22 protein-coding genes and 1 pseudogene are annotated in these 22745 nt (G+C 60.4%); 16 read left to right on the top strand and 7 right to left on the bottom strand.

The genetic code is table 11. The annotated features are described in order from the left end of the window. Positions 1-66 precede the first annotated feature (66 nt). From JMY28_RS12445 to JMY28_RS12420, 6 genes are all read left to right on the top strand, one after another. On the top strand, positions 67-636 hold the full coding sequence (locus tag JMY28_RS12445; RefSeq protein ID WP_201696226.1) for a TetR/AcrR family transcriptional regulator: 570 nt from the start codon (positions 67-69) through the stop codon (positions 634-636). 55 nt (positions 637-691) lie between these two features. Further along, a complete protein-coding gene (locus JMY28_RS12440; RefSeq protein ID WP_201696225.1) occupies positions 692-1537 on the top strand; it encodes an SDR family NAD(P)-dependent oxidoreductase in 846 nt (281 codons plus the stop codon). A 22-nt stretch (positions 1538-1559) separates the two neighbouring features. Beyond that, positions 1560-2417 (top strand): SDR family NAD(P)-dependent oxidoreductase, encoded by an 858-nt coding sequence (locus tag JMY28_RS12435; RefSeq protein ID WP_201696224.1) that lies wholly within the window; start codon positions 1560-1562, stop codon positions 2415-2417. Between the two features lie 4 nt (positions 2418-2421). Continuing rightward, on the top strand, positions 2422-3099 hold the full coding sequence (locus JMY28_RS12430; protein ID WP_201696223.1) for an NAD-dependent epimerase/dehydratase family protein: 678 nt from the start codon (positions 2422-2424) through the stop codon (positions 3097-3099). Between the two features lie 69 nt (positions 3100-3168). Beyond that, the gene (locus JMY28_RS12425; protein ID WP_201696222.1) at positions 3169-4077 is read left to right on the top strand and encodes a LysR family transcriptional regulator; all 909 of its coding nucleotides are present in this window, start codon (positions 3169-3171) and stop codon (positions 4075-4077) included. Between the two features lie 147 nt (positions 4078-4224). Further along, positions 4225-5013, top strand: a complete 789-nt coding sequence (locus tag JMY28_RS12420; protein WP_201696221.1) for an enoyl-CoA hydratase/isomerase family protein — start codon at positions 4225-4227, stop codon at positions 5011-5013. A 24-nt stretch (positions 5014-5037) separates the two neighbouring features. Here the strand turns inward: JMY28_RS12420 and JMY28_RS12415 are convergent, their stop codons facing one another. Both JMY28_RS12415 and JMY28_RS12410 read right to left on the bottom strand, forming a co-directional pair. Beyond that, on the bottom strand, positions 5038-5961 hold the full coding sequence (locus JMY28_RS12415; protein ID WP_201696220.1) for a LysR family transcriptional regulator: 924 nt from the start codon (positions 5959-5961) through the stop codon (positions 5038-5040). Positions 5962-6046: 85 nt separating this feature from the next. After that, positions 6047-6469, bottom strand: coding sequence for a DoxX family protein (locus tag JMY28_RS12410; protein WP_201696363.1), 423 nt, complete (start codon positions 6467-6469; stop codon positions 6047-6049). Between the two features lie 315 nt (positions 6470-6784). Here JMY28_RS12410 and JMY28_RS12405 point away from each other — a divergent pair, with 315 nt between their 5' ends. From JMY28_RS12405 to JMY28_RS12380, 6 genes are all read left to right on the top strand, one after another. Next, positions 6785-7702, top strand: coding sequence for a LysR substrate-binding domain-containing protein (locus JMY28_RS12405; RefSeq protein ID WP_201696219.1), 918 nt, complete (start codon positions 6785-6787; stop codon positions 7700-7702). Between the two features lie 431 nt (positions 7703-8133). Then, on the top strand, positions 8134-9795 hold the full coding sequence (locus JMY28_RS12400) for an AMP-binding protein (RefSeq protein WP_201696218.1): 1662 nt from the start codon (positions 8134-8136) through the stop codon (positions 9793-9795). Positions 9796-9865: 70 nt separating this feature from the next. Then, positions 9866-10231 carry a VOC family protein gene (locus JMY28_RS12395; protein WP_201696217.1) on the top strand — a complete coding sequence of 122 codons (366 nt, stop codon included), beginning with the start codon at positions 9866-9868 and terminating at the stop codon, positions 10229-10231. Between the two features lie 55 nt (positions 10232-10286). After that, a complete protein-coding gene (locus tag JMY28_RS12390; RefSeq protein ID WP_201696216.1) occupies positions 10287-11309 on the top strand; it encodes an LLM class flavin-dependent oxidoreductase in 1023 nt (340 codons plus the stop codon). Beyond that, positions 11306-12415, top strand: a complete 1110-nt coding sequence (locus JMY28_RS12385) for a flavin reductase (RefSeq protein WP_201696215.1) — start codon at positions 11306-11308, stop codon at positions 12413-12415. The genes JMY28_RS12390 and JMY28_RS12385 overlap by 4 nt, the downstream gene beginning before the upstream one ends. A 46-nt stretch (positions 12416-12461) precedes the next feature. Continuing rightward, positions 12462-13328 (top strand): alpha/beta fold hydrolase, encoded by an 867-nt coding sequence (locus JMY28_RS12380; protein WP_201696214.1) that lies wholly within the window; start codon positions 12462-12464, stop codon positions 13326-13328. 9 nt (positions 13329-13337) lie between these two features. Here the strand turns inward: JMY28_RS12380 and JMY28_RS12375 are convergent, their stop codons facing one another. Both JMY28_RS12375 and JMY28_RS39520 read right to left on the bottom strand, forming a co-directional pair. Continuing rightward, positions 13338-13880, bottom strand: coding sequence for an IclR family transcriptional regulator domain-containing protein (locus JMY28_RS12375; protein ID WP_236596818.1), 543 nt, complete (start codon positions 13878-13880; stop codon positions 13338-13340). 60 nt (positions 13881-13940) lie between these two features. Further along, positions 13941-14114 (bottom strand): annotated as a pseudogene (locus tag JMY28_RS39520) (helix-turn-helix domain-containing protein); the annotation flags it as partial. 277 nt (positions 14115-14391) lie between these two features. Between JMY28_RS39520 and JMY28_RS12370 the strand changes: the two are divergent. The 4 genes from JMY28_RS12370 (at position 14392) to JMY28_RS12355 (ending at position 17934) form a co-directional block, all read left to right on the top strand. Then, positions 14392-15483, top strand: a complete 1092-nt coding sequence (locus tag JMY28_RS12370; RefSeq protein ID WP_201696212.1) for a porin — start codon at positions 14392-14394, stop codon at positions 15481-15483. 268 nt (positions 15484-15751) lie between these two features. Then, positions 15752-16549 carry a pirin family protein gene (locus tag JMY28_RS12365; protein WP_236596817.1) on the top strand — a complete coding sequence of 266 codons (798 nt, stop codon included), beginning with the start codon at positions 15752-15754 and terminating at the stop codon, positions 16547-16549. A gap of 48 nt (positions 16550-16597) precedes the next feature. Further along, positions 16598-17053, top strand: a complete 456-nt coding sequence (locus tag JMY28_RS12360) for a DoxX family protein (RefSeq protein WP_201696210.1) — start codon at positions 16598-16600, stop codon at positions 17051-17053. 44 nt (positions 17054-17097) lie between these two features. Beyond that, positions 17098-17934, top strand: a complete 837-nt coding sequence (locus JMY28_RS12355) for an aldo/keto reductase (RefSeq protein WP_201696209.1) — start codon at positions 17098-17100, stop codon at positions 17932-17934. A 107-nt stretch (positions 17935-18041) separates the two neighbouring features. Here JMY28_RS12355 and JMY28_RS12350 read toward each other — a convergent pair whose 3' ends face one another. From JMY28_RS12350 to JMY28_RS12340, 3 genes are all read right to left on the bottom strand, one after another. Continuing rightward, entirely contained in the window at positions 18042-19109 is a 1068-nt protein-coding gene (locus JMY28_RS12350; protein ID WP_201696208.1) for a porin, read from the bottom strand. A 118-nt stretch (positions 19110-19227) separates the two neighbouring features. Then, positions 19228-20259: an ABC transporter permease gene (locus tag JMY28_RS12345; RefSeq protein ID WP_201696207.1), complete on the bottom strand. Its 1032-nt coding sequence runs from the start codon at positions 20257-20259 to the stop codon at positions 19228-19230. Beyond that, positions 20256-22733 (bottom strand): ATP-binding cassette domain-containing protein, encoded by a 2478-nt coding sequence (locus JMY28_RS12340; protein ID WP_201696206.1) that lies wholly within the window; start codon positions 22731-22733, stop codon positions 20256-20258. The genes JMY28_RS12345 and JMY28_RS12340 overlap by 4 nt, the downstream gene beginning before the upstream one ends. Positions 22734-22745: the final 12 nt, after the last annotated feature.

Below are 22745 nucleotides of genomic sequence, written 5' to 3'. Positions count from 1 at the left end.
ATTGTGCTCGCCGCAAAGTGCACCTATAATTGAGTGCGTACTCACTCTACATTGAATCGAACTACGATGGCACGCCCTTTGAGCCCTGAGAAGCGAAATGCGCTGCTGGCCGCGGCAACGCAGGCCGTGGCCGAACAGGGCGTGCTGGCCAGCACGGCGAGCATCGCCCGGCGCGCCGGTGTCGCCGAAGGCACGCTGTTCACGTACTTCGAGAACAAGGACGTGCTTTTCCAGGAACTGTATCTGCACCTCAAGCACGAACTGGCTGAAACCGTCATGCCTGGCTATCCTTCCGAAGCGGACTACCGCCTTCGCCTGGAACATGTCTTCCAGCACTATGTGCGCTGGGGACTTGGGAACACGGCCGGCCGACTCGCCATCTCCAGACTCTCGGCTTCAGGTCAGTTGCGGGATGAGACGCGGACGCAAGGCACGGAACCGTTCAAGGCGGTGTCACGAATGATGGAGGACGCGGTGCGGAGCGGTGTACTGGTGAACGCGCCGATCGCGTTTCTTTACTCCATCATCGAGCGTATCGCCGATACCACGATCGAATATGTCGAGCGCCATCCCGTCGATGCCGAACGTCACCGCCAACTGGGTTTTCACGCCGCCTGGCGGGCCATTACGCCGTAAAATTTTTTTCGATAATTGAGCGCGTACGCGCTCAATATGAAACGGAGAAGTCATCATGTCCAGTCAAAAGTGGTTCATTACCGGCGCATCCGGCGGTCTCGGGCTTGCCCTTGCGGAGAAAGTGCTGGCCGAAGGGCATCGAGTGGTTGCAGCGGTGCGGCGCGTGGCAGCGCTGGAGTCGCTCAAGCAGTCCTGGCCCGATCAGCTCGAAGTGGAATCGGTCGACGTGACCCGTCCCGAGCAGGTGCAGGCCGTGGCCGCACGCCACGCGGATGTCGATGTCGTCGTCAACAATGCGGGTGGCGCCGTCATCGGCGCGATGGAGGAATTGAGCAAAGCCGACATCGAGCAACAGATCGCGCTGAATCTGCTGGCGCCCATCCACGTCACCCGCGCCTTTCTCCCAGCGATGCGCGCGAGAAAACACGGCACGTTCATCCATGTCACCAGCGTCGGGGGACGTGCGGCCTTTCCGAGCGGCTCGATGTATCACGCCGCGAAATACGGTCTCGAAGGTTTTGCCGAAGCGGTGAGCCAGGAAGTGGCCGAGTTCGGCATCAAGACCCTCATCATCGAGCCGGGTTCCATCAAGACGGGGTTCGTCGCGAATATCCGCTGGACCGAGGAACTTGCGGATTACAAGGACGGCGTCGTCGGCAAGCTGCGCCAGCAGATCAAGGAAGTCGGCGATGAATATGCCTCGGGAGATCCGGTGAAAATGGCCGGCGCCATCTATGAGGTGAGTCAGCTGCCGGAGCCGCCGCTGCGTACCGTTCTCGGCGGCGACGCCTACGCGGTACTGGAAGCCGGTTATACCCGCAGTCTCGCCGCGCTGCAGGCTCAAAAGGACCTCGCCAACTCGGTGATGTTCAAGGGCAAGGCAGGATTCAATCCGCAGTGAACACTCGAAGGTTGAAACGATCATGTCAAAAGTCTGGTTGATTACTGGCGCGTCCCGGGGGTTGGGCCGCGCCATTCTCGAAGCCGCATTGCAGGACGGCGGCAAGGTGCTGGCGAGCGCGCGCGACACGTCCCGTCTCGCCGATTTGCAGGCTCGCTATGGCGATCGTCTGGCGACGTTCGAACTCGACGTCACCAACGAACAGCAGGCACGAGAGGCAGTTTCCGAGGCGGTACGACGGTTCGGCTACCTTAGCGTTCTGGTCAACAACGCCGGCTACGGGCATATTCAGCCGTTCGAATACATGCCTGCCGATGATTTCCGTGCGCAGATCGAAACCAACTTCTTTGGCGTGGTGAACCTCACGCGTGCGGCCATCCCCGTGATGCGCGCCCAAGGCAAAGGCCATATCTTTCAGGTCTCGTCGGCTGGCGGGCGCATCAGCAGCCCGGGACTTTCCGCTTACCAGGCGGCCAAATGGGCCGTTGGTGGATTCAGCGACGTCGTGGGCAAGGAAGTCGCTCCGTTCGGCATTCGTGTCTGTACGCTGGAACCCGGCGGCATGCGCACCGAATGGGGCAACGAGGCGCGTACGACGCTGCATGATCTTCCTCAGGACTACGAGACATCCATGGCCGGATTCAAGGCACTGATGGACGCCTACGTGGGTCATGAAGTGGGAGACCCCGAGCGCATTGCGAAGCTGATCGCGATGCTCGCCTCGCGTGAAACGGTGCCCGCACGGCTCGTGCTCGGCTCGGACGCCTGGCAGGTCGTGGAAGCCGAGGAGCAGGCCCGCCGCGAATCGATGCAGGGCTGGAAAGCCGTGACCCTCGGGGCCGACTTCGACTCGGCAATGCCCACGTGGCCATCGGAGTGAAATCATGCGCGTCGTACTGATCGGCGCGACCGGCATGGTCGGCCAGGGCGTGTTGCGTGCATGCCTATCCGCGGCGGACGTCACCAAAATCGTCGTACTTGGCCGGCGCGCGCTGGAAGGTTACGACGATCCGCGACTCAAGGTCGTCACCGTGCCGGATCTCGCAAGCTTACAGCTCACAGACGATGCGTTTTCCAACCTCGACGCGTGCTTTTTCTGCGCAGGCGTATCGTCCTTCGGCATGTCCGAGGCCGCCTATCGGGCGATCACCTACGACCTCACGCTCCACGTCGCTCAGGAACTGCTTCGCGCGAGTCCCGCGATGACGATGGTCTATGTGTCCGGCGCGGGCGCGGACAGTAGTGAACAAGGCAACAGCATGTGGGCCCGCGTGCGCGGACAAACCGAGAATGCGTTGCAGCGCCTGCGATTTCGACAGGTGGCTATTTTCCGGCCAGCGGCGATCTTTCCCGAGGACGGCATACAGTCTCGTACAGCCGCGTATCGCTGGATGTACGTCGTCCTCAAACCGCTGCTCTCAGTGATTCGGCGAATCTCGCCAGATAGCGTATTGACTACCCGGATCATTGGCGATGCGATGCTAAACGCCGTGCGCCGCGGAGTACCCCAAACCGTTCTGAAGCCCGCCGATATTCATCGACTCGCCAGTCCGCAGGCGTGATCCCATTGAGCGCATGGGCAGCCCCCTGTTCCGCTGATAAGATCGCGGAAAATCCAGGGGATACGCCGAATGGATAGTTTCGATCTCAATCTCTTGCGCGTGTTTGACGCCTTACAGCGTCACGGGCATCTCGGCAAAGCGGCCCAGGAACTGAATCTGAGTCAGCCGGCCGTATCGTATGCCTTGAAGCGTTTGCGTGAGGACCTTGGCGATGCCCTTTTCGTCAAAACCCGGTCCGGCATGCAACCCACGCCGCGCGCGATGCAACTGGCGCCCGTGGTTCACGCGGTACTCGACGATATTCAGAAGCGAGTGCTGACCACGCCGATTTTCGAGCCAGAAAGTACCCAGCGCACGTTTACCGTTGCCATGTCGGATGTCGGCGAAATGGTTGCGTTGCCGAAATTACTGCAGCGGCTCACCAGTCTTGCACCCGGTGTCAATCTGGTAACCGTGTCACTGGCTCCCAGCGAACTGTTGCCCGCGCTTCAGCGAAGCGAAGTTGACCTTGCGATCGGCTATTTCCCCGATCTCGATGGCGTCGACGTCTTTCAGCAGCGTCTTGTTCGACATTCGTTCGTATGCCTCGTCCGTAAGCACCACCCGTACGTACAGGGCCGGTTGACCAAAAAGCTTTTCTGCGAACTGCCCCATGCGCTGATCAAGACCGAGGGCCGTCGCGAAGAAATTATCGAACGCTTTCTGAAAGAGCACGGAATCGTGCGCAGAGTTCTGCTCAATACGCCGCATTACCTCAGCATCCCGATGACCATCGCGACGACGGACCTGATTGTCACGGTTTCCAGCGACGTAGCAGAAATGTTCGCGCGCATGGCGGATCTCGCGATTCTGGAACCTCCGTTCAAGATGCCACCGTTCGACGTGCGGCAATACTGGCACCGTTCACAGCAGGACGATCCGGGCAATCAGTGGCTGCGAGGCCTCGTACGCGACCTGTTTGCGCAGTCACCCGATTGACCGCTCCTGAGTGTGGTCCAACGCGGCTCATCAGCCGCGTGGAAGAGTGTTATTTGCGGCACTGGATTGTCGATTGCTCGCCCTCGCGCGACACTCCTCGCACCCACTCTGCGAGCACACGCTCCATCACTCTTCAGGAGACTTCCCATGTCGGTCATCCGCTTTGAACGCCGCGACAATATCGGGCACATTGTGCTCGCCGATGGTCCGTCGAATCTGATCAATACCCGCTTCTGCGAAGCACTGAAAGAGGCCGTACACGAGGCCAGCAGTTCCGATATTCGCGCTCTGCTTGTGCGCTCCGAAGGCGCGAACTTCAGTCACGGCGGCGACGTCCTCGACTTCATTGATAAGGACTTCAATGAATGGCGTACGTTCATCTGCGAAATCCATCACTCGTACCGCGCCATTGAAGCGCTGCAAATCCCGACGGTCGCCGCTATTCGCGGCGCCTGCTTCGGCGGAGCATTCGAACTCGCGTTGGCGTGCGACTTTATCGTCGCTGCCGACAACGCCGTCTTTCAGAACATCGAGGCCTCGGTGGGTTCTGCCCCGGTGGCGGGTGGAGTCCAGCGGCTGGCAGAACGCGCCGGTCGTGCAGTGGCTGCGCGCTACACGATGCTGAGTGAACCGATGACCGGCGAGAAAGCCGGCGAACTCGGTGTGGCCGCTTTCGTGTGTTCCGACGCAGAAGTCGAGACCGTCGCGGCAAAGCTCGTGACGCGCCTTTCCAATGGCCCCACCCGTTCGTATGCCGCTATCCGGGCGCTGTTGAAGGCATGGGCGGGCGGTGGCGTGCCCGCCGCGGATTCCGTTCTGCTGGACATCACGATGGGGTTGCACGGCACGGATGACGCACGCAAAGGCCGAACCGCGCGCGCCGAAGCAATGAGGCGCGGCGTCCAGCCAGAACCGGTGATATTCACGGGGCGCTAAAGCGTCGCGTCCATTGCTGGAGGTTTATGCCGCCAGCAATGCGTGCGACGCGGTCGCAGAACAGTCACGCAGTTGCTCGATCAGCCATCTTCCAGCCGGACCGGGCGGCGCCGCAACGGGGTACACGGCCAACATCGGAAGAACGAGCCCACCGGGAGGCACGTCTTCAACGTGAAGCTCAACGAGGCGCCCCGCCGCAATATCGTGCTGGACGGTATGCACGGGCATGCCACCCCAGCCGAGCCCGTGCATCAAAAGCGCATGCTTGGCGAACAGATCGGCAACGCGCCAGGTCGCCCCAGACATCACACCAAATTCGTGGCCTGCCGACAAATCGGTCCGGTCGGTTAGCACGAGCTGCGTGTGTCGCGCGAGTTCATCCTTGGCAATCGGCCCACGGATCGCGGCCAGTGGATGCGTATTGGCGGCAACCATCGTAAATGCGACACCAGCGAGCCGCTCCGACGTGAGTCCTGGCGGCACGAAAGGCAAAGAACCCACAATGCCGACGGCAGCACGTCCGTCGATGACGGGTTGATACGCGCCTCCGAGCGCTTCCGCGTAGAGCCGCAAGGGCACGCCCGGAAAGCGCCCGCGAAACGCCTTCGCGACCTCGACGACAACTTGAAACGGGAAAAAGACATCCACCACGACGGACAATTCGGGCTCCAGCCCCGATGCCATGCCCTTGGCACGTGCCTTCATCCCGTCCACACCGGAAACGACATTGCGCGCGTCGGCCAGCAGCACACGCCCTTGCGCAGTCAGAACGGGGTAGCGCCCGCGCCGGTCGAACAGCGCTACGCCAATCTGTCCTTCCAGATTCGACACCAGCTCGCTGACCATGGATTGCGCCCGGTGCAGCTTCCTCGCTGCCCCGGAGAAGCTACCTTCGTCAACTGCCGTGATGAATGCCCGGAGCTGGTCCAACGATACGCCATCCAACATTTCGATATCCTTATCTTTAAATATCGGCGATAAGAACCATCCAGGCCGCCACGTCGATACTGCACGGGCGGCCCGTCACGCTACTTCAGTTCGCACTGGCTGATGCCAGGCGTGCGCCGAAGCGCCCAAAGAATTGATCCAGGCTATAAGCACCGGCGCCAAAGTAAGCGATCTGCAGAAGACCACCCGCCATCATGACGTTCTTCAGGAAGTGAATCATCTGATTCTGGTCTGCGAAGTTGTGGTGGAAGAACGCTGCCGTTACCAGACAGAACAATGCCATCACAACCGAAACGGGACGCACGCGGTAGCCCGAAAGAAGCAGCAAGCCGCCGCCCAACTCGATCACAATCGAAACCAGGTACGCCAGCGGCGGAACGGGCAATCCCATCGCTTTGATATAGCCAACCGTTGCCGCGTAGGCGGCTAGCTTGCTGAGCCCGCTCATCGCAAAAGGCGCGCCCAGCATGATGCGGCCCAGCAGCGGAATAAATTTGTATCGTTCCATGACGATCTCCTCAAAGAAGTTCACTTTGGTGGACCAGGATAGGGATTCGCGCCAGCCTCCACCATCGCCAGTCGCGCACAAACCATTTCAATCAGGATTACCAAACATCTTCCCTTCCGATCGACAGATCGCCCGTATCCACCCTGTTTCCCGGACGCTCGAAACCGGCGCTATTCAACTGTTCTGTCGCTGCTGAATAACCCGTCCTCGGTCAGTTGCGCCATACTAAATCCGCAATGATCGCGCGCCAATCTCCCGAATTGCAAAGCAACGTTGCGCGTGATAGAACGACGCATCCTCAGCGAGAGCCCGACAATGAACCAGATCACCGACCTCAACGATCTCCGGATCTTTGTAGAAGTCGTCGAGCGTGGGAGCTTCACGGCGGCGGCGCACGCCCTCGGCTCGCAGACATCCAAACTCAGCCGGCGTGTTCGGGCACTCGAGGAAGAGCTGGGTGTTCGCCTGCTCAATCGCACCAGCCGGAGCCTGTCCTTGACCGAAATTGGGCGGCGCTTTCACCAGCATTGCCTCGCCCTCGTTGCGGAATCGAAAGCTGCCAAGGACATCGTCGACCAGACACGCTCCAAACCGCAGGGCACGATACGGATCAGTTGCCCGGTAGGATTGCTAAGCTCGGGGATTACCCCGATGATCGCGCAGTACATACAGGACAACCCCGAGGTCCAGGTACTCATCGATGCCACCAACCGCCGCGTGGATGTCGTCGAGGAAGGGCTCGACTTCGCTATCCGCGTGCGGCTCCCCCCGCTCGAAAGCACCGATCTCGCCGTCCGGCAACTCGGGCTTTCCTCGCAGATCCTCGTTGCCAGTCCTAACCTGGCTGCGCGCCACCCCGCGCCCACCGCCCTGCAATCACTGGAAGCGTGGCCCACGCTCGCCATGGCGAACAGCGGCGAGAGATTTGTCTGGAACCTCGTAGGCGCCGAAGGCAACGCGACGTCATGGACCCATCAGCCACGCCTCGCGAGCGATGATCTCGCCAGCCTGCGCATCGCCGCGATGAATGGAATTGGCGTGGCGTTGCTGCCTCGCGAACTCGTGGATGCCGATATCCGTTCCGGGCAGCTTGTGCACCTGCTGCCCGGGCTCGCCACCGAGCCCGGCCTCGTGCATGCGATCTTCGCCTCGCGCCGCGGCATGGTTCCGGCGGTCCGGCATCTGCTGGACGCGCTAGTCGCAGGCTTCGAGAAGCTGAACAGCAAGTGGTAGCGAGAACCTGAGTGTGCGATGGCCCTTCACCGGCCACTGCTTCGAGAAACCCGTCCGCCCCGTCCAACTTCTCCAGAATCTGGGCGAGATTGGCGCCTGCCGAAAAGATCCGCGCCATCGAGCAAATGATCGCGGCGACGGTACTGCTTCGTCGCCCCAATACGTTCTAGCGCGCCAAGCAAGCCTTCGCAAAGGTGCGGGTCAACTGCACTGTGTTTTGCTTCGTTCTCCAAACCAATCATGACAAGGTCGCCTGCATTAGTGAGGGTGATCTCCGGTTGCATTTGATCGAAAGCCTACTGGTTTTGCACCGACATTCAAAAAGTCACGACAGCGGCAAAACGGGTTGACACGTCCGTGACAGCATCCTAACATACAACTATGCTGTACGCGTTCATTATTGTTGAATGCAAGAACATCCAGGAGACTCCATGAATACGCTTTCGTATGAGCGCGGAACACGCTCCACGGCGCTCATCAATCAGACGATTGGCGACTACTTCGATGCAATCGCCAATCGGTTGAATGAGCATGCTGCGGTCATCAGCCGGCATGAAGGCATCCGCCTCACCTACGGCGAGCTTCGACAACAATCGGACGATCTCGCCGCGGGATTGCTTGCCTCGGGACTCGAGCCCGGCGACCGGATCGGCATCTGGTCGCACACGAACATTGCGTGGCTGCTCATGCAACTAGCCACGGCAAAGGCCGGCTTGATTCTCGTGAACATCAACCCGGCCTACCGGCGCGCCGAGCTCGAGCATGCGTTGAACCTGGTGGGGTGCAAGGCGATCGTGACGATGGTCCAGTATCGATCGAGCGAATATCTGAACATGCTGAGGGAATTGGGCAAGTCCCGCTTGCCGAAGCTCGAGACGATCTGGTGGATCGACGAAAGTGGCGCTCCGGACGAAGCGGGCGCGCAACGCTTCTCCAGTCTGTTCGACCACGCGGCGGCCGGCCGCACATTGCTCGACGACGTCCGCCCAACCGTGCGCCCGGACGACGCCGTCAATATCCAGTTCACCAGTGGGACGACCGGACTTCCCAAGGCGGCGACGCTGAGTCACCGCAATATCCTGAACAACGGGTATTTCGTGGGCGAATGCATGAAGCTCACCCAAATGGATCGCGTCTGCGTGCCCGTGCCGATGTACCACTGCTTCGGCATGGTCATGGGCAATCTGGCATCGCTCACACACGGCTCGACAATCGTCTATCCCTCGGCAAGATTCGACGCTGAAGCCGTTCTCGAAGCCGTGCAGGCCGAGCGATGCACGGCGCTGCTCGGCGTGCCCACCATGTTCATCGCCGCGTTGAATCACCCGCGCTTTGCTGCATTCGACAAGCGCACGCTACGCACCGGCATCATGGCCGGCTCGCCTTGCCCGATCGAAATCATGCGGCGCGTAGTGGACGAAATGCATCTCTCCGAAATCACCATCGCCTATGGCATGACGGAGACCAGCCCCGTGAGTTGCCAGAGCATGACGGATACCCCGCTCGACAAGCGCGTCACCACGGTCGGCCAGGTCCTGCCGCATCTCGAGGTAAAAATTGTCGACCAGGTGACCGGCGAAACCGTGAACCGCGGTCAGGCTGGCGAGCTCTGCACACGCGGCTATTCGGTCATGCTCGGCTACTGGAACCAGGATGACAGGACGAAAGAAGCCATCGACGCCAAAGGCTGGATGCACACAGGCGACCTCGCAACGATGGATACGGCGGGCTACGTCAACATCGTTGGACGAATCAAGGACATGGTCATCCGCGGCGGCGAAAACCTCTATCCGCGCGAGATCGAAGAATTCCTGTACACCTGCCCCGGCGTGCTCGACGTTCAGGTGGTCGGCGTACCTGACAAGCATTATGGTGAAGAACTCTGCGCGTGGATCGTCAGCACGCCTGGCGCCATGCTTGACGAAGGCATCGTCCGCGAATTCTGCCAGCAACGGATAGCGCATTACAAAGTGCCCAAATACATTCGCTTTGTCGATGCGTTTCCGACTACCGTGACAGGGAAGATTCAGAAGTACCTGATCCGGCAAATCATGAGCGATGAACTCGGTCTGCAAGACCAACAAACAGCCTAACGCTCGTTGGCGCGTGGCATTCGCCAGGTCGCCCACCTTCCCCCAATCACAGTTTACTGGAGCACTCGCCATGGCAGAAGTTGACATGCAATCGGTCTATATCGTCGCAAAAGATATCGGCCGGCTTTCCGAGTTCTATATCGCGGCGTTCAATATGCCTGTCCAGTTTCGCGACGCGAACAAGTGGACGCAATTCCGCCTGCAGCGTAGCGCGTTTGCGCTGAGTTCCGCAGAGGAAGCCGCACAAGGGGCGGTCGGCGCTGTCCCCGTCTTCCAGGTTACCGGCGACGTGCGTGCGGAAGTCGAACAGAAAATCCTCTCCGCGGGCGGTGTGCTGCTCGGGCAGCGCGACATGGGAGCGCATGGCTTCGTCGTCACTTACAAAGACCCTGAAGACAACATCTTCCAGGTCTTCAGCAAGACTTCGACGCGTTAATCGACCAGGCCCGCGCCAGCGCTCGATCACCCAATCCTCAATTACTGGAAAAATCATGAAGTTCGGAATTTTTGATCAAAACGATCGCAATGGTCTTCCTATCAATCAGCAGTACGAAGAGAGGCTGCAGATCATCGAACTGTACGACAAGCTCGGCTTTCACTGCTATCACGTGTCGGAACACCACGCGACCACGCTGAGCGCGTGCCCGTCACAAAGCGTGTTCCTCGCCGCCGCCGCGCAGCGCACCCGCAAGCTGCGCCTGTCTCCGCTCGTCTACATTCTTCCGATCCATCATCCCGTGCGACTCGCCGAAGAAATCTGCATGCTCGATCATTTGAGCGGCGGCCGCTTCGAATATGGCGTGGGGCGCGGCGCCTCGCCCCACGAGATCGAAGCGCTCGGTATCGACCCTGCCACGGCTCAGGCCAGATATGTCGAGTCGTATGAAGTCGTGAAGCGCTTCCTCAACTCCGATACGCTCAACTACGAAGGCACGTTCTGGAAGTTCAAGGACGTTCCCGTCGAGATCAAGCCGCTGCAGTCGCCGCCGCCGACATGGTACGCACTGGCTTCGCCCGAGTCGACGGTTTGGCCCGCACAGGAAAAGATGAACATCGTGTGCGCCGGTCCCATTGCGCGAGTCAGGGCGATCACCGACCGGTATCGTGAAGAATTCGCGAAACGGCATCCGTTTGACGCTGAACCGCTCATGGGCGTGAATCGCTATATCGTCGTAGCGGAAACAGATCGGGAAGCGATGGAAATCGGCTCGCGGGCATGGTCTGCGTTCTATCCGAACTTCATCAAACTCTGGAAGAAGCACGGCACCGAACCCGTCAACCAGAAGCTTCCCCCAACGTTCGAACCGCTCGTGGAGTCGGGCCTCGCCGTGGTGGGACGGCCGGAAACCGTCCGTGAAAAACTGCTGGAACAGGCAAGCAACGGCGGTTTCAACTATCTCATCGGCACGTTCATGTTCGGAAATATGTCGATGCAGGAAGCAAAAACGTCGATCGGACTCTTCCACGAATCCGTCATGCCGGCATTCGGCGAACTGGAAAGGGTTCCGTCATGAACGCGGTTCCTCTGTCCGAACACGAACGATCAGCCATCGGAACTTTCGACAAACGTCAGCTGAGAAACGTTTTGGGGTCCTTTGTAACTGGCGTAACCGTGGTGACCACAGTCGACACCGAAGGAAAAATGCATGGCCTCACCGCCAATTCGTTTTCCTCAGTGTCCCTCGACCCGCCGCTTGTTTTGTGGAGCCAGGCGACATCCGCTGGAAGCCATTCGGCCTTCAGGGATTCAGACCGCTTCGCGATCAACATCCTGGCGGAAGACCAGTACGGCGTGGCCAATCATTTCGCCACTCGATCGCCGGACAAGTTCTCGGGCATCGAGTACGACGTCGGGGTCGACGGCCTCCCCGTACTGCGCGATTGCAGTGCCTGGCTCGAATGCAAGGTCGTTGCCAGCTATCCCGGCGGCGACCATGTGATCTTTCTCGGTTCAGTCGAACGCATTCGCCAAAGCGCGCGACGGCCACTGGTCTTTGGCGGCGGCCAGTATCTGGTGGCCGATCCGCACGACCTGGGTCACGCTCCGGTCGGAACGCAGGGTGCGATGAAATCCCAGCCGCATGCGGTGCGACTGGCGAGCCGCAGCATCTTGCGGCTCGCCAGTACGCTCGACAAATCGCTCGCCCTGGTGGCATGGGGCAATCACGGACCGACTGTGATCGCCTGGCAGGCTGCAGCGACACCTGTGGCCGCGGATCTGCCTCTGGGACTGGTGCTGCCGGTGACGTCTTCCGCTTCCGGGCTTGCACTGGCGGCCTTTCTTCCGCCTGAAGCGATCGACCGGTTCGTTGTCGCGGAGTTGCGTGAGAACGCTCGACGCGAGTCACAGGATTTGCCAGTTGCTGCAGAGACCTTTTCAGGCATGCTTGAATCGGTCAGAGCTTCGAGCGTAGCGACGCGGCGCCCTGGACCGTTCTATGACGACCGCGTCCTTGCCAATGCGATCAGTGTGCCCATCCTTTCGCCCGACGGCGTGGCCGTGCTTGCCTTGACGGCAATCGGCCCCGCGGAACAATTCGATGCGGCAACCGACGGACCTTGCGCGCAAGCCCTCAAGGCCACCGCACAGGAAATTTCTGTAGCGCTGCGTGAAGCGTGAATGCCCACCCCGCGCATAGCGCTATCAATAGCGACCACATTGAGCCATGACTGAAACAGATAGCCGCTTACTCGAAGCCTCTTTGCCTCCCGTGGCACAGATCCAGTTGAACCTCGACACGCTAAGCGGCAAGCAAACCATCGCTTACCGCGCGGCGGGCGACGAAGCAGCGCCACCCATCGTCCTGCTGCACGGCATTGGATCGAACTCGGCGGGATACCGCGCGCAACTCGCGGCACTTGCCACGCGCCATCGCGTGATCGCATGGGATGCCCCGGGCTACGGACAAAGCAGCCCGTTCGCGATCGCAACGCCTGGCGCCGCAGACTATGCCGAAGCCGTCATGGCGATGATGACGGCGCTGGGCATCTCGCGTGCAACCGTTGTCGGCAGTTCGTGGGGCAGCGTCATCGCCGCGACATTTGCGGCGCAATACGCATACGCAACGCGCGCCCTCGTATTGAGCGCGCCCAACGTCGCACGCGCTCACCTGCCGCTTTCGGACCGCGCCGCCGCTCGCGAGGTGCTGATGCGAAGCGGGGCGGCTCAGTCTCCCGAAGCACGCGCCGCGGTGGTCGACGCCCTGCTCGCCCCCAACGCCACGCCCCAGGTCCGTGCCCTCGTCTCGACACTCCGGGACGCGGTTACGCCAACGGGATGGGAGCATGCCGTCGACATGCTCTTCTCTGCGTATACGCCAGTTGTGGTCGCGTCGGTCGAGGCGCCGATTTCCATCGTTATCGGCGACGATGACCACATCGCGCCTGGCAACGATCACGCGCGCCCTATACACGAGGCCGCGCGCAATTCGACGCTTCATGTGCTCGATGGTATCGGCCACATGCCGAAACTGGAAGCGCCGGGCAGGTTCAATGCCATCGTATTGGCAGCAGCAGCCGTTGGAGACACGTGACCCAGGCGTCTATCCGATCTGGCGGGAGACCTTTCCCCCCAGCGCAATCGTCGCGCGAACGGCGCTTTCGAGGAGCGCCTTGATCGCCTCGCCATTGATATCCGTATCGAGCGTGGCTGGCGTCCCGATGAGGCTGATTGCAAACTGGAGATTCCCGTCCCGGTCCCAGATCGGGGCGGCAACCGATACATAGCCAAGATTACCGCGATGAACCATCGAAAAGCCATTCTTGCGCAGTTCGGCGCTCGCTTCTTCCCGCATGGCGGCCGCACTCCAATCCTTCTCGCCGGACATTTCGCGAGCAATGAGTTCGTCAGTGCGACTGGCCTGCAGGCAGGCAATAAACAGCTTTCCCGCTGCCGTCGTCACCAGTGGGATCAAGCCCGTTCTCAATTCGAGAATGCTGCGCGTCTGCCCCTCCTGCTTGAACAGACTCACTGGCCCGTCGTCGGTCCATGCCGTCACCGCCGCACCGCTAAGCGTGGCGTCGCGCAGCGCAATCACTTCACGCCGCACGATATCGAAGCCGTCGAGCTGGTTGATCGCGCTCATCCCCAACGCAAGCGAAGCCGGGCCGAGCTTGTAGCATCCCGGCTTTTCATCCGCGGACACGAGGCCTGTGCGTACGAGGCTAATCATGTAGTTGCTCGTCGCGCTCGGCGTGAGTTCGGACAGTGCGGCAATCTCTTTCAGAGGAAGGGCTCGCACGCTCGTTTGCAACGCCGAGAGAATTCGAAACGCAATCTCGACGGATTGAATGCCGCGCCTCGCGCTCACATTGGTCATATCGCTGCCGTATTGAAGTGTTGAACCCACGCCGCCCGGGTTTCCCCGCACGTCAACCTTGTTGACACCCCTCGTGGGCGGCCCCTATAGTATTCAACATAAATTATCGCATTCATTATTGTTGAATGCAACACCGCAAGAAGCCCGTGGTCCGCAAGGTTACACGAGCCGTTGGACCCTGGTATGGAGCTTTACGAGCTGATTTCTTAGTACTGCAATCTTTTTCTTCATCGACACAATCCATCAGAAGAACAATTACCGCTTCGGAGTCAAAGCAATGGCCTTTCGCAGACACGCAGTGGCAGGAACCCTTTCCGCATTTTCAATGTGCGGCATCGCTCATGCGCAATCGAGCGTCACCTTGTATGGCATCGCCGACACAGCGGTCCAATACATCAGCAATGTCGGTGGACACTCCCTCGTCCAGGAAGGCAACACGCATGCGCCGGATATCTTCGGCTTGAAGGGCGTGGAGGATCTCGGCGGCGGCTTGCGCACGATCTTCGACCTGCAGGGCGAGTATTTGTTGAACAACGGGCAGTCGCTCGTTCCCGGAACGCTCTTCAACCGGAAGGCCTACGTTGGCCTGCAGTCCGACACGTTTGGCACGCTCACGCTCGGGCGCCAACCCAGCTTCATGTATGACGTTCTCGCCAACTATCAAACGCCCCTGCTGCTCGGCAATATCCTTTCGCTCCACCAGGGCAACCTCGACGAAGTCGCCAACTTTTTCCAGTTCGCCAACGCGGTCAAGTATGTGAGCCCGACCTTTGCCGGCTTCTCAACCGGTGTGGAATTTGCATTTGGCAATGTGCCAGGCAACTTTAGCGAAGGGCGGAACTACTCGTTCTTTGTTCAGTACAAGAACGGTCCACTCAGCCTCGCAGCCGCCTACGCGAATGAGAACAACCGCTTCCTGGAGCTTTCCAGTTTCGTCGGTCTCCCGTCGCTGTTTGGTACACCGTTGCGCGCATCCGAAGGCGTTGTGGCCGATAAACTCGTCAACTGGGGAGTCGGCGCGACTTATCAGTTCACTCACGTTCTGCTGCACGCCGCGTTCACGCAGTCACGCATCACCCTGGCCACAGGCCAGGGCAATGCCAATACCGTCGACGCGGGTGCGAACTGGACGGTCAGGCCGGACGACATCATCGCGGTTGGCGGCTGGGTCGAAAATCTCGATGGCGGAAACTGGAAGACGATAACGATCTCGAACTCATACCTTTTCTCGAAGCGCACGTCGGTCTACCAGCAGGTCACATACCAGCATGCGTCGGGCGCCAATAGTGTCGCATCGCTCGCGGGCGCCGGCCTGGCATCCGGCAGATCGACAACCGGCGTCTCGTTGGGTATCCAGCACTTTTTCTAGGAATCGGCGGTTGGCCATCGCATCAGCGCGGCACCGGTCACGTATCTCCACTGGCGATGGATTACATCGAAAAATACAGGCTATTCGTGGGACACGTAAGCGCCTACCCTAGCTCAATGTCATCAACCGGCGCTGTCGCCTGAATATCATGTCGTCCGATACAACTCCGCACGCCGCATCAAAAGCATCAACCGCTCATTGCACACCTCTTCAAGTACGGCCTGGGCTCGATACCGCCGGGCCGCAAGACAGCGCGAGAGCGGTTGTCTTGCGCACGGCAGGGCGGCGACACGGCTCCATCACGCGGCTGGTCAGCCCGGGCGACCTTGGCGAGATCCTGAAGCCATTCGTCTTTCTCGACTATTTCGAGAGCAAGGACGCAGCGGCGCTGCGGTTCTCCATGCATCCGCATTCGGGTCTTGCGACCACGACCGTGCTTCTGCAAGGCGAGGTGGAATATGAGGACACGACGGGCGCATCAGGCGTGCTGCCAGTTGGCGGCGTCGAGTGGATGAATGCAGGCGGTGGGGTCTGGCATGGCGGCGGCGCTAGAGGAAGTGGAACGGTGCGCGGTTATCAGTTGTGGACCGCGTTACCGGCATCCCTCGAATTGGGTTCTCCCGCCAGCCAGTACCTGCGCCCAGGCGACATCCCTCGCACGGGTCCAGCGGCCGTCATCCTGGGCAGCTACGGGGAAGTCACGAGCCCCGTTCTGGCTCCTGTGGGCATCAACTATCTGCTCGTGAGACTTCAGGCCGGCGAACAATGGCAGTACACGCCGCCAGCCGGGCACAGCGTTGCCTGGTTGAGCGTTCAACGCGGCGCATTGAGAGTGGGCAACGCGCGCCTCGCCGACGAACTCGTGGTATTCGACGAGTCGGAAGATGCGGTGGCCCTCACGGCTAGCGAGGACTGCGAGTTCGTTCTCGGCTCCGCCATCGCCCATCCGCACAAGCTCGTGCTCGGACACTACTCCGTTCATACGTCTGCCGATGCATTGCGCGCGGGAGAAGCGAGGATCAAGGAGATCGGTGCACAGCTTCGCCGCGCCGGCCGTTTGGGCTAAGCGCTCACCAGCCCCTCCGTCAAGCGTCAACACATCGAGGACAGGCACATGGCCATCGCGAACTCCACAGGTAACGATCTGCTCGCCCTGGCCGGACGGTTCCTGTTTGCTTCCCTCTTCGTTGCTAGCGGCGTCAACAAGCTGTTCTGGCCACTGGCGACCATCGAGTACGTCAGGACGTTCCGCCTGCCCGCACCGCTGCTATGGTGTATCGGCTCGATGTTGCTGGAACTGGCGTGCGCAGCGTTGCTCGTTTTCGGCTACCGAACCCGCGTCGCTGCGTGGATCCTGGCGGCATACTGCGTTTCGACGGCCGCCATCTTTCACCATGCGTTCGCAGACCAGAACCAGCTGATCCAATTTCTAACGAATCTAGCCATGGCAGGTGGACTACTTGCCCTTTCGATTTACGGTGCCGGCCTGTTCAGTATCGATCGACTCATTGGCGACGGACACGTCGAAATTACGTCGAATTACGCTCAAATCACGCCGTCCGATAGTTGATTGCCCGCAACCCATTTCCCCCTCTTCTCTTCCGGAACCCCCTTATGCGTGACGTTCATGCTGGCGACGCAGCCATACCGGCCATCGGCTTTGGCACCTATGGTCTGAGCGAAGCCGAAGTCCGTCGACTGGCACCGGCGGCCATTGACGCCGGCTTCCGGCATTTCGACACCGCCCAGATCTACGGTAATGAGGCGGCCATCGGCGACTGCGTTGCCGCGTCAAATCGCCCACGAAGTGAATTCTTTCTCACCACCAAGGTTTGGGTCAGCAATTACGCAGAGGGACATTTCGAAGCGTCCGTCAATGAGAGCCTCCGCAAGCTTCGGACAGACTACATTGATCTCCTGCTACTGCACTGGCCGGGATCGGATATTCCGCTTGCCGAACAAATCGCAGGCCTGAATACCGTCGCACGGGCAGGCAAGGTTCGGCATATCGGCGTCAGCAATTTCAACCGTGCCATGATGACGGAAGCCATTCGCCTTTCTGCCGCGCCTCTCGTGACGAATCAGTTCGAATATCATCCGTACCTCAACCAGTCCGTGCTGATCGACAGCACGCGACAGGCGGGCCTTGCCGTCACGGCCTACTGTGCGATGGCGATCGGACGTGTATTCAGCGACGATGTGTTGAAAGCAATCGCAGGTCGCCACCGCAAGACGATTGCGCAGATCGTTCTTCGATGGCTCGTTCAGCAGCCCAGCACAGTTGCCCTTTCCAGAACCACCCGGATAGAACGCCTCGCGGAAAATCTCGCGATCTTCGACTTCGCGCTCGACGATGCGGAGATGGCGGCAATCCACGCATTGGCGGCAAGCGGCAGCCGCATCGTCAATCCTCCTGGGCTCACCCCGGTCTGGGATAGCACTGCGCCTTGACCCTCGGATAAACGCCAGTCGGACACCGGCTGGTGAGCACGCACAGCGTGAACAAGTCGTGCGAGCGGCCGCCGCGAGACAAGCTGCGCCGACGGCCCGATGCGTCATCAGAAGAAGTGCATGATACCGAAGTAGCCACCTTGCTGATTGTGGCCCGGCAGCGGCAGCGAATCGGTCGCTTCCACCGGAAATGAGGACTGCTTGCCGTTGAACATGGCGCCGATGGTCAGGTAGAGGAACGTCCGTGCGGAGAGGTTGTAGGTGGTGCCGAGGGCAGCGAGATTGCCGGTTCCGCCGCCATGATTCACGTTACCGTGATACCAGCCGCCCTGAAAAGAGAGAGCGGGAGTAGCCTGATACGAAGCGCCGATCCACTCCTGCTGGCTCCGCGTTGCAGCAAACGGATTAAATGTGGTCGCGACCGTGTCCTGCCCGGACGACACCAGTTGCTGAAAGCCGGTAAAGAATTTCAGCGACCCGAGCGTATAGGTGCCCCCGATCATGTACTCTCGCGAAGCCGCATACAGGTCGGAGAATTGCCCGTTGGCGTCGCGGATTTCTTCGTATACACCGTAAGCAGCGAAGCTAGCGTGCGTGTACTGCGCGCTCACGCTGAACTGGCGGCCAGACTGGAAGTTACCTGCCACGCCACCAAATCCATTCTGCACGCGGAAGGAAAATCCCGCCCATTGCGGCGAATTGTAGGTCACTACGTTCGGCCGCGGCCCCCAGGCGCGTCCGTACGCGAAGTTGCCGACGCCGATTCCTACCTGTTCCCCCAGCGGATCGATGTACCAGCCAGTCTCGTCAGTCAGGCTCATGGCGCGGCCAAACCAGATACTGCCAAAGCGGTCGCTGGCAAGGCCTACGTACGCGTCCCGCGTAAAGATGGTGTCCGGCGGTGTTTCGCCCGTTCCGGAAGTAAAGAGGCTTTCAAGCTTGAACACCGCGTGCAGACCTCCGCCGAGGTCTTCATCGCCTTTCAGGCCAAACCAGCTGTAGCCGTACTGGTTGCTGCCAAACCGGAAATTGTTCTTTGAGCCATCCGGGGTCGCCACATTTGTCACGTAGTCGAAGCCTGCCGCTATGCGCCCATACAGCGTCACCGAGCTTTGCGCATAGGCGTTGCAGATTCCGATGGTCGTCAAAGCCGCAAACATTGCCAGTTTTTTCATTTTGCATTCCTCAGCAAAAAATTGTCTCCACCAATCATCCGGAGGCCTCTGTCGAACCTTTCCCTACGGGCGCCGCGGTCCTGCCGACGGCTCACGCGCAGAAACTTCTGCGAAGCGCCTACCTCCGCTCTTTGCGAAGTTTTCTTAGTAATTCCGGAAGATGGCGCACCGTCGTCGCCAGCAAGATTGCGCATGCCTGAACGAGTAGCTGAACGGCGGCGCCCGCGCCCAGCGCCAGCACGAGCTGCCCGAGCTGCGCCATGAATAGCGCGGCCACGGCGCTCGCAATGACGCTACCCCGGCCACCGGTGAATGGCGTGCCGCCCACCACCACCGCAGCGATTGCGGGCAGCAGATAGTCGTTACCCGACGTTTGCGACGCACTGCCGATAAATCCGGCGAGCAGCATCCCCGCTGCCGAAAAGCACACGGCCGATGCGAAGTACGCGCCAATTTTGTACTTCAGCACGTTGACACCCGCGGCTTGCGCCGCGCGCGGATTGACGCCCACGGCAATGAACCTGCGCCCGACCACCGTCTTGCGGGTGATTAGCCAGGCACTCGCGACGAAAGCCAGCGCGAACCAGACATTGACAGGCAGGCCGAGAAACTGTGCATGCGAGATGGTTTGCATGACGGTCGGAACATCGACCGGAACGTTGCCCGTCAACGAGCGGGCGAAACCAATCAACAACGCGTTGACGGCAAGCGTAGCGACCAGCGGCGTAATCGCGACCCGGGAGACCAATGCGCCGTTGACGATACCGATGATCCCGCCAACGCAAACGCTGATAACGACAGCGAGCACAATGGAGTCGAACGCGAATCCGGTTCTGGCCATGACGATGCCCGCGAGCGAAACCATGCCGATCGCCGACATATCCAGCCCGCGCTGCTGGATAACCAGCGTCTGCCCCGTCGCGACGATCGCGAGGATGCCAGCGAACGGGAGCATGGCCAGGATCGAGCCGCGCGAAACGGTGCCCGGCGCGATGATGGCGCTGCACGCGAAGAGCAGGATCAACCCCACCCAGATCCAGGAGAATTCGTCGATCGAGGGGAAACGCGCCGGCTTTGCTTTTGATTTCGTTGAGGAGGGTTCGAGGAATTCCGACATGATTTCCGCCTGGTTGAGCATTGCCTTTCTCATTTCGCCACCGCCATTTCTCTGCTTCTGGAATAGAGCGCGACCGAAGCCAGGATCATTCCGCCCAGAAGGTACGATTGCCACGAATCGCCGATATCGAGAAACGAAGTCACCACGTTCACCTGAATGATGAGGAGCGCACCGAGCAGTGCGCCGACGAAGGAACCGCGTCCGCCGAAGAGGCTCGCCCCGCCGATCACCACCGCTGCAACGCTTCCGAGCGTGTAGTTGATGCCGGCGCTGGCATCGCCGGAGCCGACTTGCGCCATCATCGGCACAGCCGCAACCGCTGCGAGGAATGAACAGCCGAGGTAAGCGGCAAGCGACGTCAATTGTGGACGTGCACCGGCCATACGGGCAGCTTCGAGGCGCGAGCCCACGCCGCGAAATGTGATCCCCAACTTCGACTTGAACAGCGCGAGTTCCAGCACGACCGCCATCGCGAACGCCACTATCGCAACGACGGGCATGAAGCCGAACTGCGCGCCGATCGTGTCCACGACGCGATCGGCTATGAGGCCGCCTGGAACCGGGCGCAGGAGCAACGAGACGGCCTGAAGCGCCATATAGGTTGCGAGCGTCGCCACCATGGGATGCAGCCGGAACGGGCCAACCAGCATCCAGTTCACCAGCCCGACTGCCAGGGCCACGAGCAGCACGATCGCCCACCCCGAGAGCTGATGGCCCAATGTCGCGCCATCGTTCAGGAAGAACGACTGGATCACCACAACGAGGCCCATAAGCGGCCCCACGGAAAGATCGATTCCCCCGACCAGCATGAGCAATTGCTGCCCATAAGCGACGATGGCCAGCGTGGCCACGAGCGCCAGCATGCCACTCAAGTTTCGTGCAGAGAGGTAAGCGGGATTCACATGCGCCGCATACAGACCGAGCGCGCAGACGGCCACCGCGAGCATCACGATCGGCGCGAGATCTCCCGAAGCCCACTTCCAGAATCCTGCGGTTCGGGACAAGCCTTTCTCCCGCTCGGTGGTGACAGTCAGCACTGCAGACGTGATGTTGTTCTCGCTGACTGCGTTACCGTCGAGTTCCTTGACGACGTGTCCGCGTGAAAAGATCAGCACACGGTCGCAGAGTCCCGCCACTTCATGCGCATCGGACGAGACGACGATTACGGCAGTGCCCGCAGCAGCCGCTTCTCTGAGCACCTTGTAGATTTCCATGCGCGCGCCGATGTCCACACCCTGGGTCGGCTCGTCGACCAGCAGCACCTTCGGCTGGCTGGCGAGCACACTCGCGAGCACAAGCTTCTGCTGGTTGCCGCCCGAGAGGCTGCGAATAGGTGTGTCGATGGATGGCGTCTTGACCGCGAATCGCGTGACGGCGTCTTTCGTGCGCCTGGCTTCGCTGCGCTGGCTCACCCAGCCCTTGATCGAATCGAAAGACAGACTGCGGATCGAAAAGTTTTCGCGCACCGATAATTCGCCGAAGATGCCTTCGCGATGACGGTCGCCCGGTAGATACCGAATGCCTGATGCAGCGGCGGCCTGCGAATTGTGAAGTCTCGCGTGAGTCCCGGTTACCGTGACGCGACCGCGGCTTCGCGCCTGGCCCGCCAGGGCCCGCATGAACTCCCGCTGCCCGTTGCCGTCGATACCGGCCAGGCCCACGATCTCACCCTTGCTGACCTGAAGCGAAATATCGCTGAAGCCTGCGCCACGTAGTCCCGCCACGTCGAGAATGACGCTCGCGCCTTCATCGTCGCCCTTGGGCGGAAAGTCGCGGTCAAGCGCCCCACCGACGATCAGCTCGACGATCTCCTGTTCGCTCAGGCCCGCGGCGTGCCAGGTCCCCTGCCCCTGACCATCACGAAGCACCGTCAGCCGATTCGCGATCTTCTGCACCTCACGGATCCGATGCGAGATATACACGACCGCACAACCCGAAGCCGTGATCTTCCGGATGCGTTCGAACAGCCGCTCGACATCTTCCGCCAGCAGATGTTCGGTCGGCTCGTCGAGGACCAGAACCTTGGGCTTCGCCGCGAGCGCCTTGACGATTTCGACGATGAACCTTTGCTCCGGATTCAGGCTCACCACGCGCTCGTTCGCATCGATCGCGACGTCATCGCTCCATTGCTTCAGGAGTCCTTCTGCCCATGGCGCGACTTGCATCAGCGACGGACGCTGCTTGAGCGGCACGCCAAGATAGAGGTTCTCCGCAACACTCAAGTCGGGCATGAGCGCCGGTTCTTGCCGGACGATGGCCAACCCCAGGCGGCGAGCCTGCTCCGTATCGCCTCGCGTTTCTACACCGTCGATCACGACACGCCCGTACTCCGGAACGAGCGCGCCTGACGCGACTGCCATGAGCGTGGACTTGCCCGCGCCATTCTCGCCGACAAGACCGTGCACCTCGCCCTCAACCACCGAGAACGTCACGTTGTCGAGCGCGCGGACGCCCGGAAAAATCTTGGTGACACCGTCGATCTGCAGCAGCGTTTTCTGATCATTCATGATTCGTCTCGA

The sequence above is a fragment of the Paraburkholderia hiiakae genome (assembly GCF_904848665.1).
Taxonomy (GTDB): Bacteria; Pseudomonadota; Gammaproteobacteria; order Burkholderiales; family Burkholderiaceae; genus Paraburkholderia; species Paraburkholderia hiiakae.
Note: the sequence above shows the minus strand (reverse complement) of the source record. Positions and strands in the feature narration are given on the sequence as shown.

What these genes read in the sequence shown, in the direction of transcription:
- JMY28_RS12445 (WP_201696226.1), top strand. Translation starts at nt 67, where the DNA reads ATGGCACGCCCTTTGAGCCCTGAGAAGCGAAATGCGCTGCTGGCCGCG.
- JMY28_RS12440 (WP_201696225.1), top strand. Translation starts at nt 692, where the DNA reads ATGTCCAGTCAAAAGTGGTTCATTACCGGCGCATCCGGCGGTCTCGGG.
- JMY28_RS12435 (WP_201696224.1), top strand. Translation starts at nt 1,560, where the DNA reads ATGTCAAAAGTCTGGTTGATTACTGGCGCGTCCCGGGGGTTGGGCCGC.
- JMY28_RS12430 (WP_201696223.1), top strand. Translation starts at nt 2,422, where the DNA reads ATGCGCGTCGTACTGATCGGCGCGACCGGCATGGTCGGCCAGGGCGTG.
- JMY28_RS12425 (WP_201696222.1), top strand. Translation starts at nt 3,169, where the DNA reads ATGGATAGTTTCGATCTCAATCTCTTGCGCGTGTTTGACGCCTTACAG.
- JMY28_RS12420 (WP_201696221.1), top strand. Translation starts at nt 4,225, where the DNA reads ATGTCGGTCATCCGCTTTGAACGCCGCGACAATATCGGGCACATTGTG.
- JMY28_RS12415 (WP_201696220.1), bottom strand. Translation starts at nt 5,961, where the DNA reads ATGTTGGATGGCGTATCGTTGGACCAGCTCCGGGCATTCATCACGGCA.
- JMY28_RS12410 (WP_201696363.1), bottom strand. Translation starts at nt 6,469, where the DNA reads ATGGAACGATACAAATTTATTCCGCTGCTGGGCCGCATCATGCTGGGC.
- JMY28_RS12405 (WP_201696219.1), top strand. Translation starts at nt 6,785, where the DNA reads ATGAACCAGATCACCGACCTCAACGATCTCCGGATCTTTGTAGAAGTC.
- JMY28_RS12400 (WP_201696218.1), top strand. Translation starts at nt 8,134, where the DNA reads ATGAATACGCTTTCGTATGAGCGCGGAACACGCTCCACGGCGCTCATC.
- JMY28_RS12395 (WP_201696217.1), top strand. Translation starts at nt 9,866, where the DNA reads ATGGCAGAAGTTGACATGCAATCGGTCTATATCGTCGCAAAAGATATC.
- JMY28_RS12390 (WP_201696216.1), top strand. Translation starts at nt 10,287, where the DNA reads ATGAAGTTCGGAATTTTTGATCAAAACGATCGCAATGGTCTTCCTATC.
- JMY28_RS12385 (WP_201696215.1), top strand. Translation starts at nt 11,306, where the DNA reads ATGAACGCGGTTCCTCTGTCCGAACACGAACGATCAGCCATCGGAACT.
- JMY28_RS12380 (WP_201696214.1), top strand. Translation starts at nt 12,462, where the DNA reads ATGACTGAAACAGATAGCCGCTTACTCGAAGCCTCTTTGCCTCCCGTG.
- JMY28_RS12375 (WP_236596818.1), bottom strand. Translation starts at nt 13,880, where the DNA reads ATGAGCGCGATCAACCAGCTCGACGGCTTCGATATCGTGCGGCGTGAA.
- JMY28_RS12370 (WP_201696212.1), top strand. Translation starts at nt 14,392, where the DNA reads ATGGCCTTTCGCAGACACGCAGTGGCAGGAACCCTTTCCGCATTTTCA.
- JMY28_RS12360 (WP_201696210.1), top strand. Translation starts at nt 16,598, where the DNA reads ATGGCCATCGCGAACTCCACAGGTAACGATCTGCTCGCCCTGGCCGGA.
- JMY28_RS12355 (WP_201696209.1), top strand. Translation starts at nt 17,098, where the DNA reads ATGCGTGACGTTCATGCTGGCGACGCAGCCATACCGGCCATCGGCTTT.
- JMY28_RS12350 (WP_201696208.1), bottom strand. Translation starts at nt 19,109, where the DNA reads ATGAAAAAACTGGCAATGTTTGCGGCTTTGACGACCATCGGAATCTGC.
- JMY28_RS12345 (WP_201696207.1), bottom strand. Translation starts at nt 20,259, where the DNA reads ATGAGAAAGGCAATGCTCAACCAGGCGGAAATCATGTCGGAATTCCTC.
- JMY28_RS12340 (WP_201696206.1), bottom strand. Translation starts at nt 22,733, where the DNA reads ATGAATGATCAGAAAACGCTGCTGCAGATCGACGGTGTCACCAAGATT.